Annotated in this window: 10 protein-coding genes; 7 read left to right on the top strand and 3 right to left on the bottom strand. The window is 47.7% G+C overall.

What is annotated here, in order from left to right:
* Positions 1 to 17: 17 nt before the first annotated feature.
* The 3 genes from QUA02_RS11930 to QUA02_RS11920 all read left to right on the top strand — a co-directional run bounded on the left by QUA02_RS11930 (position 18) and on the right by QUA02_RS11920 (position 4,733).
* Positions 18 to 1,235, top strand: coding sequence for an ABC transporter permease (locus QUA02_RS11930; protein WP_333027876.1), 1,218 nt, complete (start codon positions 18 to 20; stop codon positions 1,233 to 1,235).
* 92 nt (positions 1,236 to 1,327) lie between these two features.
* On the top strand, positions 1,328 to 2,548 hold the full coding sequence (locus QUA02_RS11925; RefSeq protein WP_333027873.1) for an ABC transporter permease: 1,221 nt from the start codon (positions 1,328 to 1,330) through the stop codon (positions 2,546 to 2,548).
* Positions 2,549 to 3,002: 454 nt separating this feature from the next.
* On the top strand, positions 3,003 to 4,733 hold the full coding sequence (locus tag QUA02_RS11920; RefSeq protein WP_333027870.1) for a chemotaxis protein CheB: 1,731 nt from the start codon (positions 3,003 to 3,005) through the stop codon (positions 4,731 to 4,733).
* Positions 4,734 to 4,875: 142 nt separating this feature from the next.
* Here the strand turns inward: QUA02_RS11920 and QUA02_RS11915 are convergent, their stop codons facing one another.
* Positions 4,876 to 7,833, bottom strand: a complete 2,958-nt coding sequence (locus tag QUA02_RS11915; RefSeq protein WP_333027867.1) for a glycerol-3-phosphate acyltransferase — start codon at positions 7,831 to 7,833, stop codon at positions 4,876 to 4,878.
* A 211-nt stretch (positions 7,834 to 8,044) separates the two neighbouring features.
* On the opposite strand from QUA02_RS11915, the gene psb35 reads away from it, so the two are divergent.
* Entirely contained in the window at positions 8,045 to 8,257 is a 213-nt protein-coding gene (gene psb35, locus QUA02_RS11910; RefSeq protein ID WP_333027935.1) for a photosystem II assembly protein Psb35, read from the top strand.
* A 372-nt stretch (positions 8,258 to 8,629) separates the two neighbouring features.
* On the opposite strand, the gene QUA02_RS11905 is transcribed toward psb35, so the two are convergent.
* Complete coding sequence (locus QUA02_RS11905; protein ID WP_333027866.1) at positions 8,630 to 9,235, bottom strand: DUF6658 family protein; 606 nt, start codon at positions 9,233 to 9,235, stop codon at positions 8,630 to 8,632.
* Positions 9,236 to 9,463: 228 nt separating this feature from the next.
* Complete coding sequence (locus tag QUA02_RS11900; RefSeq protein ID WP_333027863.1) at positions 9,464 to 10,204, bottom strand: LmeA family phospholipid-binding protein; 741 nt, start codon at positions 10,202 to 10,204, stop codon at positions 9,464 to 9,466.
* A 267-nt stretch (positions 10,205 to 10,471) separates the two neighbouring features.
* Between QUA02_RS11900 and QUA02_RS11895 the strand changes: the two genes are divergently transcribed.
* The 3 genes from QUA02_RS11895 to QUA02_RS11885 all read left to right on the top strand — a co-directional run bounded on the left by QUA02_RS11895 (position 10,472) and on the right by QUA02_RS11885 (position 13,464).
* On the top strand, positions 10,472 to 11,884 hold the full coding sequence (locus QUA02_RS11895) for an HD domain-containing phosphohydrolase (RefSeq protein ID WP_333027860.1): 1,413 nt from the start codon (positions 10,472 to 10,474) through the stop codon (positions 11,882 to 11,884).
* A 101-nt stretch (positions 11,885 to 11,985) separates the two neighbouring features.
* Entirely contained in the window at positions 11,986 to 12,579 is a 594-nt protein-coding gene (locus QUA02_RS11890) for a pentapeptide repeat-containing protein (RefSeq protein ID WP_333027858.1), read from the top strand.
* 129 nt (positions 12,580 to 12,708) lie between these two features.
* The gene (locus QUA02_RS11885; RefSeq protein WP_332981492.1) at positions 12,709 to 13,464 is read left to right on the top strand and encodes an LmeA family phospholipid-binding protein; all 756 of its coding nucleotides are present in this window, start codon (positions 12,709 to 12,711) and stop codon (positions 13,462 to 13,464) included.
* The last annotated feature ends 204 nt before the right edge of the window (positions 13,465 to 13,668 follow it).

The raw sequence follows: 13,668 nt of genomic DNA, 5'->3' as shown, positions 1-13,668 counted from the left end.
AAATCTAAAATCGAATTATGGATATTGTTGAAAGCGTCAAAATGGCCGTCACAACTTTGATGGCAAACAAGCTTCGCAGCAGCTTGACGATGTTAGGAATTATCATCGGCAATGCTTCGGTCATTTCGATGATCGGTATCGGGGAAGGAGCTCAAACATTTATTGAGGGACAAGTTAACTCTCTGGGTTCAAACTTGTTATTTATTATTCCCGGAAGTCCTGAAGCGCAAAGTCGCCCGGTGATTCCTCCCCAGACTTTAGTAGTGGAAGATGCAGAGGCGATCGCATCTCAAGTTGCTTCTGTCCAAGAAGTCGCACCTACTCTCAACGACAGCCAACTCGTTACATTCCGCAACAAAAATGTCTCATCTTCCATTGTCGGAACTACCCCAGAATTTCTGACAGTCAGAAGCTTTGATGTTGGTCAAGGTCGATTTTTAAGCAAATTAGATTTAGAAAGACAAGAAAATGTAGTTGCTTTAGGTTCAGAAGCGGCAGAACAATTGTTTGGCACTACACAGCCAGTTGGTCAATACATTCGCATCAAAAACTCGACTTTTCAAGTGATTGGGGTCATGCAGGCGAAAGGCTCAAGTTTTGGCGACAATCAAGATATGAACGTTTATTTACCGCTGACAACAATGGCAAATCGGATCGTAGGTAGATCGTCTCCCTACGGTACAAAAGTAACATTTATTTCGGTTGCAATCAAAGATGAAACTATGATGCAAGCTGCGCAATTTCAAATAGAAAATTTGCTCAGATTGCGTCATAAAATTACTAAAGAGGATGATTTTACTGTCCGCAACCAGAAAGATTTAATGAATACTTTGGGCAGTATTACTGGTGCTTTGACGTTGATGTTGGCTTTTGTGGCGGCGATTTCGCTGTTTGTCGGCGGCATCGGGATTATGAATATCATGCTGGTTTCTGTTACCGAACGTACGAAGGAAATTGGGCTGAGAAAGGCGATCGGAGCATCTCCACAGGATATCCTGATTCAGTTTATGATTGAGTCTGTGATTTTGTCAGCAGCAGGCGGGGCGATCGGCACTGGATTCGGTATCGGGGGCGTGCTTTTAGTAGCTGCTTTTACTCCCCTGCAAGCTAGCGTTTCCCCAGTGGCGATCGCACTTGCAGTCGGTGTTTCCGGCAGCATCGGCTTATTTTTCGGCATTGTACCCGCAAAACAAGCTGCTAAATTAGACCCGATTGTGGCATTGAGAAGTGCTTAAAAAGTCATTAGTCATTAGTCATTGGTTATTTGTTTGTTCAATTAAAAATTACCAATTTCCATGCTCAATTCCCAATTCCCAATTCCCAAATTATGAATTTTATTGAAAGCGTCAAAATGGCCGGTCAAACGCTACTAGCCAACAAAACTCGCAGCAGTTTAACGATGATTGGTATGATTGTCGGCAACGCCTCAGTAATTGCGATGATTGGAATTGGAGAAGGTGCTCAAAAATTTGTAGCAGGACAAGTTCAATCCCTGGGTACAAATGTATTGATCGTGAGGCCTGGAGTACCCAACGCGAGGCGAAGTGCGATCGGAAATGCGCCTCAAACACTTATAGTAGAAGATGCGAAGGCGATCGCAACTCAAGTCCCCTCCGTTCAAGGCGTGTCGGCCGAACTTAACAGTTCCGAAATAGTTCGCTACAGCAACAAAAATGTTTCGGCTCTAATTTTTGGCACGATTCCAGAATTTCTAGAAGTTAGAAGCTTTGAAATGGCAAAAGGGCGGTTTTTGACCGAACTAGATGTTAAGCAAAGTAACCAAGTTGTGGTTCTCGGTTCAGAATTAGCGGAGAAACTTTTTGGCAATACAAATCCTTTGGGCGAACAGATACGTATCCAAAATGTCAGCCTCAAAGTAATTGGAGTATTGGCACCGAAAGGCACATCTTTTGGTACGAATTACGATAACTCGGCCGCTGTGCCGATCGCCACAATGGCAAACCGCATTGTCGGGCGAAAATCTCCCTACGGTTTAGCTGTCACGTCGCTCTATATTTCTATTAAAGATGAATTGCAAATGGACGCGGCTCAATTTCAGGTAGAAAACTTGCTGAGACTGCGGCACAAAGTTACCACCGAAGATGACTTTACTGTGAGAAATCAGAAAGATTTAATGGCAACAATGGGTGCGATTTCTGGGGCTCTGACACTTATGTTAACTGCTGTTGCCAGCATTTCCCTGTTGGTAGGCGGAATTGGCATTATGAACATTATGCTCGTCTCTGTCAGTGAGCGCACCCAAGAAATCGGGCTTAGAAAGGCGATCGGAGCATCCCAACAAGATATCTTATTTCAATTTATTGTCGAAGCTGTGATTTTATCTGCCGCCGGGGGCATAGTCGGTACTTGCGTCGGCGTCGGCGGGATCTTGCTTGTCGGTAATTTCACGCCCTTGCAAGCTGGTATTTCGCCCGTGGCGATCGCCCTTGCTGTCAGCGTGTCCGGCACAGTGGGTCTCTTCTTCGGCGTCGTCCCCGCCCGCCAAGCCGCCAAACTCGACCCGATCGCAGCTTTGAGAAGCGCTTAATAAATATCTACTTACTCCGTTACACAATCCGCTCCTTTTATGCTGGCAAAAATACTTTTGCTCTAAATACTAAAAAAAACGGTTTTTTTGTAAAGATTTAACAAAGTTGCAGTATTTGAGGCAGTTTTAATGAGTATATTTTTATGCACCTTCAGAGCGCAAAACTTCATAAAAAGCCCGTTAAATCAAATCCGGTAGCATCGGAATTATGTAGTGCGAGCGTCCCCGCTCGCGGCGTGGCTCGCGAGCGGGGACGCTCGCACTGACATTATCCAAATATATTATTCCGATGCAACCGGAAACGATATTAAATATTAAAGATGCAATAAAGCTTCGTTGTGGTGTTTACTTCCCAACCAGAAAGTTTAATAATATTAAATCTGGGGTAAACAGACCTAAGCATCTACAGACGGTACGAACCTTTGCGATTTAATCAAAATATCCAATAAATAACATGGCATCCCTCACCCCAACTCCTAAATTTGACTATCTCGAAGGAACCACCCAACCAGACAGATTTAACGGATTGGATGGCAACGACATAATTTATGCCAACAGCGGAGACGACTTTCTCGAAGGCGATGCAGGCAAAGACAAAATCTGCGGCGATCGAGGCAACGATACTATCACCGGCGGCGCAGACAATGACATCCTCTGGGGAGGCAAAGGCAGCGACCTAATTGGTAGCGATTCCGGCAACGATATCATCTACGCGGGCGCAGGTAGCGATACCGTGACCGGCGGCACAGGCGATGATATATTTGCCATTGGTAAAGGCAGCGGCGGCCCAACTGCGGACACTGCCGACTACATCACCGATTTCGGCAACGGCAATGACAAAATTCGATTGCTAAACGGTCTCACCTTTGAAGACTTAAACATCCAGCAAGGAACAGGCGCCAACAGCAACAGCACCGTAATTCAAGACAAACTTACCGGGGAGTATTTAGCAGTATTGCAAGGAGTCAACAGCAGCACGATCGACAGCGACAACTTCACCACTCACCTATCGGGAAACCCCGTTATCGAGTGGAACGGAGTCATGCTGAATGCAGTGCGGACAGCCAGCACCGCGCCTCCCCAAGCCTCCCGCAACATGGCAATGGTTCAGGCAGCCATTTACGATGCTGTTAACTCCATCACCAAAAAATACAGCCCTTATCGGGTCAGCATCGATGCACCAGCAGGCACATCACCAGAAGCAGCCACAGCAGCCGCTGCCCACCGCGTCTTAGTCAGCCTCTACCCAGCCCAAGCAGCCACATTCAACGAAGCATACGCATCGTCTTTAGCTAAAATTACCGACGGCAAAGCCAAACAAGACGGGATCGCCCTCGGACAGCAAGTTGCCGACCAAATTATCGCTTCGCGGAGTACAGACGGCATCACGAAAGTAGTGCCGTACACCCCCAAAACCGACCCCGGCAGTTGGGTGCCGACTCCCCCCGCCCTTGCCGCCGCGCTCGATCCCCAGTGGCCCGGCGTTACTCCCTTTGCAATGACTAGCGGTTCTCAGTTTCGCACGCAGGGGCCGCCCGCCATTGACAGCGCGAAGTACGCAGAGGAAGTTAACTACGTCAAAGAAATCGGCAAAAGTGACAGTCTCACGCGCACGCCAGACCAAACTGCGATCGCCAAATTCTGGGCCAACGGTGCAGGTACTTTTACGCCTCCGGGCCACTGGAACCAAATCGCCGAAGAAGCATCCAGCCTAACAGGTCAATCCTTAGAAGATAGCGCCCGGTTGTTCGCCATGCTAAATTTTGCCCTCGCCGATGCAGCTATTGTCTCCTGGGATGCCAAGTACCAGTACAACTCCTGGCGGCCGGTGACAGCTATCCGCGAAGCTGACAAAGACAACAACCCCGACACCACAGCAGACCCCCTCTGGACTCCGCTGCTGGTAACTCCGCCGTTCCCTGAGTACACGTCGGGCCACAGTACCTTTAGCGGTGCGGCAGATCCTGTTATGAGTTCTGTATTTGGTTCTGATTACGGCTTTGCGGACAAGGGAGATAAGTCTGTCAACAGTTTGCGAACCTTTGAAAACTTCAGCGAAGCGGCCGACGAATCGGGGATGAGCCGCCTTTACGGAGGCATTCATTTCATGAGTGCTAACGTAGATGGTTTGAGTTCTGGTAGAAATGTGGGGAATTATGTTGTCCAGAATTTCTTGAAGGCGTAGAAAGCTTTTTTGTGGGGTGGGGGCGGGTTTACGAGATTGCTGAGATGTTGCACCATTTTCAATAATCTTTTTATGAACAGGCAAGATGCCTGTTCCACAAGAAATCAATTCTTTGTGGAACAGGCATCTTGCCTGTTGCTAATTATTCCAACAATTCTACGGTGCCGAGATAGCCGTCTACTCGGACTTTTTGACCGTCTCGCAAGCGAGTTGTCGCTTCAGCAATATTCATAACTGCGGGAATTTTGTACTCGCGAGCGATTATTGCTCCGTGAGATAGTTGGCCGCCAACTTCAGCGATAATTGCTGTTGCTCCTAATAGCAGCGGCGCCCAACCTGCATCGGTGTAAGGAACTACTGCGATCGCACTTTCTCCTAAATCCGTGCTCGCGGTGCGGCAAATCTTGACAAAGCCTTCGACACGGCCGATACTTGCTGGGATTCCCTGCATGATAGCAGTTGCTGATGTTGCTGGGACGATCGACCTTTTCCGAGAATTGGGCAGCAAATTGCCGTAGACTACAGGTGGAATCGGGCGATCGCGATCGGCTAACAGGCGATCGCGCCTTTCCCTAATTTTATCCTGAAATGAAACACTCGCACCGCTGCGAATCCACTGCTGAATTTCCCCAAATTCCAAATAAAAGATATCCCCTGTTTCCTCGAATACCTCCATTGCTAATCCGCCAGCTTCAATCTCCAAAAAAGTCCAGCGCAGGTGAGCCAACAACCGCGCGTAAATTTCGCTAATTTCGTTTTTGACGATCGCTCTTTCCTGACATTTATCTAACCGCCACTTCTGCCCAAAAGTCAAGCCTAATTTACGCTTTTCGATTAAATTAATTTCGGCTTTTTGAGCCATACTTATTAGCAGTTTTTGGTAAAATTCCGGTTGTTCTCGCCAAGTAGGAACAGCGATATCCGTTCCCACTTCGCTCAAATATCCGTAAATATCAAGCCACTTTTCAAAGTCTGCTTGTAAAGCTGGACTCTCAGCAAGTATCTGTGCTAACTGTGCGACTGAAACAGTCTCGTCAAATTGCGAAATCGCAGTTTTTCGCAACTTCTGACATAATTGCTGTAAAGCTCGGACAGAGGCGATTTCAGGAGCGCTGTCATTGTCCAGCCATTCATCGGAAACGCGAAAAATTGATTTGCGAATTGCCAGCCCGATCGGCCCTAATATATTGTAGTAAGTAATAGGTTTCAGCCACTCCTGAATTTGCTCGGCTCTCTCCAACAATTCCGTTAAATATTGATAATTGGGCATTGGGCATTGGGCATTGGGCATTGAGCATTGGGCATTGGTAATTGGTAATTGGTAATTCTGCAAAATTTGCAGTGCGGGGAGGAAAATAGCAGTACGATCGCTCTCAAATTCTGCATTGAGCGCCATTTCCCGCTGCACCAAACGCCACAAACCGGGCAAATTCGGCAAAATCTTCCCCAAAGGTGGCTTGCCCATCTTTTGCCCTCTCAGCAAAAATTCCAAACCCTGCTCCGGCAATCCCATCATCCGAAAAATTTCGCCCAACAAAGTCGCATTAAAATAGGCGTGAGAACCCAGCAAAGTAGCAGTTTCATTAAAATTTAAATTAGCCGCGCGGTCGCCCAAAACCACCTTGAAAATCTCTCCCCAAACCCCGCAAGTCAGCGGCCGGTTAATCGACCAAGTTAGCGGCCGAATTGCACCGGGAATAACTTCGGCTGCAATAGTGCGCGTCCAAAACGGCTGTAAATTTGTAATCGGGCGGCTTTGCAAAATCCAAACTTTTTCCCCGTCCCAACTCCACTCAATATCCTGCGGAATTCCGTGAAAAAAAGCTTCGATGGCTTGGGCTTGTTGAACTAATTCTGCTATAATTACTTGGTCAATTATGGAATTTATTTCGACTTCGATTAATTTTTTTTCTAAAGTTTCAGGCGCGTTAAAATCAATTTCCAAATGAACCGGAGTAACTTGTCCGCCGACAACAGATTCAGCACCTCCAGGCAAAGCTTCAATAATTATCTGCGAACCACCATCTAAAGGATTGCGGCTGAACATGACTCCCGCAAACTGGCTGTCAATATAAGGCTGAATTAATACAGCCATTTGCGTGTCTGGCAAGTGTCGCTGTCGGCGGTAAGCCACAGCTTCGGCAGTCCAATAAGACTGGCGACAGCGATTAATGCCGTCGAGCAATTCTGCTTGAGTTGAAACAGGCCCAATGGTTTGATATTGTCCAGCGGCTGAACTAAGATCCCCGTCTTCCCCCGCAGCAGAAGAGCGAACAATTATGCGATCGCGAATTTTAGATTTTATCTTTTCGATTAAAGCATCAAGACTTGACAATTCATCACTATTTCCTCGATGCCCGATGCCCGATGCCCGATGCCCGATGCCCGCTTCTTGTGATAATATCCAACCGGAAGGTACGTTAAAACCTGCGCGTTTCAGTTGAGACAATTTAGCAGCTTTATCGCCGCAGATTGCAGCATCTAACGAGTCATCAAGAGACAACAATTGCTCTGATTTAGATAAAGCCATATCATCACCCTGACTGAAATTAATTGCTGCTAACAAAAAAGCTAATCCTGCTGCTGCTAAAAATTCGGGCAAAGATTGTCGCCACACCCAAACCCAAATTGGGGTGCACAGACACCCGCAGCGGGAAGCAAAGAGTCTAGCCCGATCGCCCTCACCCCACCACCGCTGTGCCAAACCCCACACCAGCAGCCCCCAAATGCCCGAAGATACAGCCACCGGCGGCGAAAATACCAAAAGACCCCAAACAGCGTTTGTCACCCCTCCACCTCGGGCGATCGCATATCTGCCCGCGACTAGAGGAATTAACAGGGCGATCGCGATCGCAGGTGCATCCGGGAACCAAAATCGCCCTGCCAACACCGGCACAATACCCCTGGCAATTTCCGCAAATACCGCAGCAATTCCCGCTAATTTCCCCCCGTGAACGAAAGCTGCCGACACGCCAACATTCCCCGTGCCCAGCGCCCTCAAATCTCGGCAGCTAAACACTCGCACCGCCCATCCCGTTAGCGGTAAAGCACCCAGGCTGAAACTAGCAGCCAACAGCAATGCTATTGTCCCCAACGGCATAAAATCAGCTCTCCTATTTTAAAGCTCTAAACATTATGACCGCAATTCTGTCACTTTTTCAGCCTTCAGATATATCAACAAAACGTCCTTAGCACTTAAAATAATGTAAAAGTAGAGTAGATAAGGATTTAGCCTAATGATAGATATCAGCTTGACCACTCCCATAGCAGTTGTTGTTGCACCCATCAAGCGAGTAATGATTGAGCTGCTGATGCAGCAGCCCGTGCCGGAATCAAGTGTCAGCTTGACGACTCCCATAGCAGTTCTTGTGGCTGGCTTTATTGCCGCAGTTACGATCGGCTCGATCGCCTGGTACAACTCCAAGCGCCCCCCCGGTTGGGAATCCAAAGAACGCCCTGATTTTGTTCCGAAAGTTGACAAAGATGATTTGATTGCTGATGTTTCTGACTCCAAAGGTAAATAAAACAAACTTTCTTTAGACGAAGCAAAAGCAGGACTTGTGCATTAATGAGAAAACTCGGTCATGGCCAGTTTGTCATTGCCAGCCGGATCGCCGCAATTTCAATGGTTCACTTTTCCATTTTTTGCCCAAGTCCTATAAATTTCACATCCCCAATCTAAAATCTACAATATCGGTAAGGTGCGCCACAAGCACCGTACATACACAGGAATTACAAAAAAAGTAGTTTTACACGATACATATAGCGTAAGGTGCATCAACAGATTCTGCGTCCAAGAACGATATAGAAGTTTTGCGTAAGTCTGGTGAATATTTTGTAGGGGCTATTCAGAAAAAGCCCCTACAAATCGGCGATACCGCGCAAGTTCTGCTTGCTTATTTTTGCAGCGGATTGAGTTTCGTAACCGAGCTTTCCTTGGCATCTTCAGCGCTATCTTTCAGGAAACCAGAAGCATCCTTAAAGGCGGCGCCTACTCTTTCTAAAATATTGGCATCGGGATCGCTGCGGTCGAACACGGGTTGAGCCTTAGCGGGCTGTCCGTCTGGCGCGTTTAACAGAGCTTTATCTCCGCCGAGTTCGGAGTCGAACTTGTCAGTTTCCATCGGTGCAGAACCCGGATAAAGCAGCTTTGATGAATTAGATTCAGCGGTAGTCGAGGCTAAAAGCCGTAGCTTGCGGGGCGGGACGCCATCGCCCATTATCGACAAATCAGCCCGATTCTTTTGATCTTTAGCAGGCGATTGATTGACTTTAGGGTCAGTAGACATTTGATAATTCGTGTATCCATCACCACCGGCCTTGTGGGGATTATTCATTCCTCCCATTTGAACGGGAGGATTGTCAGGCCGAGCACCTCGAACATCGCCGGCATTGCAAGCGGTGCTGGTAAACACCAGCAAACCTGCCATAAATACAGTCACAAATTGAGTCAAAAATTGACCGATACGCAGTCTTTTAAAAAAAGCAGTTACAGTGTTCACAAAATTTTTCCGATTTTTTACTACTACTTGTCAAGAGTAAAAATAAACTCCTCATGCCTGCCTCTAACGGCGGTGATATTTTGCTGCGGATTGCTATCTATTTTTTTATAACTTTAGAGGTATTGAAAAAGTGCGGAGGCAATTAGCAAGCATAGCGCTAGGGTGCGTCAGTGCAAATAATTGCTGGATTTGCAGAGGTTTTTTGTTTCTGACACACCCTACAAGCTGCTAACTTGGAAATTGTTCGACTTTCGCTTCAGCTTGCAAAGTCAGCAAACCAGCTTCCACATCTAGCTGCTGAATTCGCAGCGACATTCCCTCAAGTTCAAAATTTCGCAAGTTTAAAACTTCACCAGCTTTGTCCGCCAAAGCGGCGGTTAACTCCGGCGAAAATTCCTTGTTTTCGGGATACTCGACATCCTGAAGAGAAATTGCCCAACCGCCAGCATCAATCTGAGGTTTTGCTGTAAAATAAATCTTTTCAGTAGAGGCTGTTTCCCGCACCAATACCTCAGCATCTAAAGCGATTTTCCCCGATGACAGCAACTTACACTCCACAGATTTAACGTCAACCGTTACCAGTTTTCCGTCCCGATGAACTTTTAATTCCCGCAGCTTGTCGCCGATGTATTCTGAATTAAAAGCGCGGTTGATATCGCTTTCTTTTAAAACTGCACGCGCCGTCCCCAAAGCTGGCCCGTTCAGTTCAATTTTACCAAACATAGCGCTGAGGGGATTGACAGAAATATCCTTAACCTCTACCTGCAATTCAGTCACGCGCAAATCTTGCTTAATCACCAAACCTTCACCCTCAATGGTGACTGAATCTACCTCGCCCTGAGCTAACTGAATGGGTTGGGTTTGGACGGTGACAGACAAATTTTCCGATTGGTCGAGTTGGCTGGCAATCGCAATTTCAACTACTTTGTCGATCGCCTGTTCCCCTAAATTCCGCTCTTGTTGAATCACGCTGTTATTTTCCAGTAGAGTTTTGAAAATAGTAAAGAATAGTTAAGTTGCAAAACGTCTTCCTCTAGACGGGTTTCTGCGATCGAACAAATCAGCCAAAGAATATAGACTGCCGACAAAATTGCACTCGATCGGCCCTGGATCGCATCAGCGTTCCGAATCGTTCATCTGCGGTTAAAAATAAAAAATCCTAATTTTGACAATCCGATCCTTTCTATAAGTTCGATCGCCCGCTACAATAAATAAAAGCCGGCACCGCCTTTTGTAATGAATCCAGAATCAACTCTCGCCAGACTACAAGCTACACTTCCCAACGGAAAACTGCCTTCTAGCTACGGGGTATACTTCAAAAACACCCTAGTAGCCCTGTGTCACGCCCTAGAAGACCACATTTTACAAACCAGCGGCGGGGACGCTCTCGAACTAAAACCCCTAGTTTTGGTGACGTTTCAGCAGGGAAAATGGTATTTACAGGAAGCCGATCGCTACCTCGATATTGCTAATGCCTCTCGGCGCGTTGTCATCGGTGCAGTAGCCGACAGCGGTTTCGCTACCCACAAAACCGGTCAATTAGAAAATGTATCTTTAATAAATCTCGATCCGATCGACCCCGTAATCCAAGAATGGAATTTAATCATTCTCGCCCCGACATACAAAGCAATGGTGCTTTGCCGCGAACTTTCAGACCAGGAATACTTGCCCGAGGGCAAGCCCGAAGTAGATACAGAGCGAAAGTTCTACGGTTTGTGGTCGTTTGACCAGTCTTTGGTGTCGGCTGCTGCAGAAATTTTTATAGAACAGACGCGACATTACAATTCTCCCCTGGCCGACAGTTTGCTGGAAATGCACCACGAAATCCTGGCAACTAAAGGCCCGCCATTGGCCGACATTAGCGGCGTCGTATCGCGGATCGTCACTTACCTGCAAAGTTCTCAGCAGCAAATGGTAGCAATTAACCGCCAAACCCGCGAGTTGTGGGAATTGGAAGGTCAAGCTTTGCGCATCAGCCGCAATTTGAACGCTAACAAACTTCAAGCTTTTCTGCGGATGGCCCAGCGCGTGGACGAACGCGATACCTCAAATCCTACAGCGTCTTTGCAGGTGGCGGCTTTGTCGGAAACTTTGGGTCAACTGCTGGATTTGCCGGCTTTGCAGTTGCGGAGGCTGCGGCTGGCAGGATTGCTGTTTCGAGTCGGCTTAATTTCTGCCCCGAATGAGGTGTTCGATCGCACTCCCGATGCTTTCGACCAAGCAACTTTATCATTTTGGCGCGATCGCAGTTTCATCGGTTCCCAACTGCTGCAAGCAATGCCGGAACTAGCACCTGTCGCGGAAATTGTCAAGTACAAACTCGAATATTGGGACGGCAGCGGCAGACCAGAGGGTTTGCGAGCCGAAGCGATACCCGTTGCTTCGCGGATTTTGGGGTTGGTCGCTTATTTTCAAGAATTGACTCAACCGCGCGGCGATCGTCCGGCTTTGAGTTTGAGCGAAGCTTTGGAAGAGTGCCGGGAATTGTGCGGCATTCGCTTCGATCCGGCTTTGGTGGAAACTCTGGGCAACGTCGTCAGGCTCGCAGAAATGGGTTTGATGGAGTTACCGACTCGCCCGAGCCAACTGCCGAATGTATGGTTGGAGGATTTGGGCGATCGCACGACCGCGGCCGCTCCGGCATTGTAAAATAACTCGACTGTTGACTGTTGACTGTTGACTGTTGACTGTTGACTGTTGACTGTTGACTGTTAACCAACAACTGACAACCAACAACTGACAACTGACCAATGATTAATGACCTCGAAGCCATACGCAAAGGCAAAATTCATATGTTGGCCGGCCTTGATTTAGCTGGCAAAGACTTAGCGGGAGCCGATCTGGCCGGTGCTGACTTGTCTCAAGCCAACTTGAGTGGAGCTAATCTCGCCGGCGCTAACTTGCAGCGGGCTATACTGCGAGCCAACCTCCGCGGCGCTGACTTGAGCGGCGCAGATTTGCGAGGCGCAGATTTTCGGAATGCCGATTTGCGGGGAGCTTCCTTCGCTAACGCTTTAGTCCGCGACGCAAGTTTTGGGGGTGCTTTTTTGACGGGGGCCTCGATCGGCAATTTGGATTTGAGCGGTGTCGATTTTCGCGGCGCCGATTTGCGCGGTGCGAATTTGGCTCGGGCAATTTTGCACTCCGCCGATTTGAGCCATGCCAATTTGTCCGGCGCTGATTTGTCGGGAGCTGACTTGGAAGAAGCGATCTTGAATGGAGCCGTACTGCGCGGCGCTAACCTGACGGGGGCTAATTTGCTTTGCGCTGCGATCGAACAAACCGTTTGGGATGGAGCGTTGCTCGATCGCGCCTGTCTCCAAGGCACCCCCCTGAGCCTTTAAATTTCAACAATGTTGTTTTGAAGACAGACAAAAAAAACAACATCTGCTTATGATGTGCATAAGCACAAGCTATTTTAACATTTCTTAATAGGAGGTTATAATGGCGACTGTAAATGAGCAAACGAATAAATGGTAGCAGCTTTGTTTAGCGGTACATCCTTTCAAGGTCAAAGTGGCGATCGCCTTGTCAGTAAAGTAGCAGGAGCTGCGATCGCAGCCTTATTCAAGCGTTCTGAAAAGGCCGAAGCCAACATCCGAGTCGAACCAGTAGCCAAACTCTTGCAGGGAAGCATCGACGGTTTCGACTTCGTTGGCAAAGGTATGTTGATGTACAACGGCCTGCGCATAGAAGTGATGGAACTCTACCTGCAAGCACTCTCAATTGATTTTGGGGCGATTTTTGCAGGTCAAGTCAAATTGCGGCAGCCTACCCAGGCAAATATGCGAGTAGTCTTAAGTCGATCGGATTTAACCACCTCCTTCAATACACCTTTTGTAGTTGAAAAACTCCAGAAGCTGAAGTATCAAGAGCAATCTCTGCACTTTCAAAACACTGAAGTCAGCTTCGGAGCCGACAAATCAATTCGGCTTCAGTCCGAAATTACCGTAGGCGATGCCAGCGAACCCGTCAACATAGATATTACAGCTCAATTGCAAGTAGAAGACCGACGCAAAATCCAATTTGTCAGCGTTACTTACGGCGGTGACGGGCAAGCAGTAGACTTGGGTCAAGCTATAATTGCCCACGTAAATAACTTGCTAGACTTAGACAAATTTGCCTTAGAGGGCACTCAACTGCGAGTAGACCGCTGCCGAGTTCAGAACGACGAGCTGGTTTTCTACGGTTGGGCTGGTATCGAACAGTTCCCCAAAGGCAAGCGCTAAACCTCAGCCTGCTGAGGTTTAGCCAGCAATCTAGTTGGGAAAAAGAGAATTTTTCAGTTAGCAAACAACCCGCACCGGCGGGTTTTGCTTTGGATTTTAGATTGGAGGAAAAATCTCAGATATAAAATCTAAAATCAAAATTCGATCGACTCTAAATCAGCACTGAGGTTGATTCGATCGCACCAATTGCCTTGATAAACTTAG

Origin of the sequence: Microcoleus pseudofavosus SVA1_A4, assembly GCF_036700565.1 — a bacterium.
Lineage (GTDB): Bacteria > Cyanobacteriota > Cyanobacteriia > Cyanobacteriales > Microcoleaceae > Microcoleus.
This window is presented reverse-complemented; position numbering and strand designations above follow the sequence as displayed.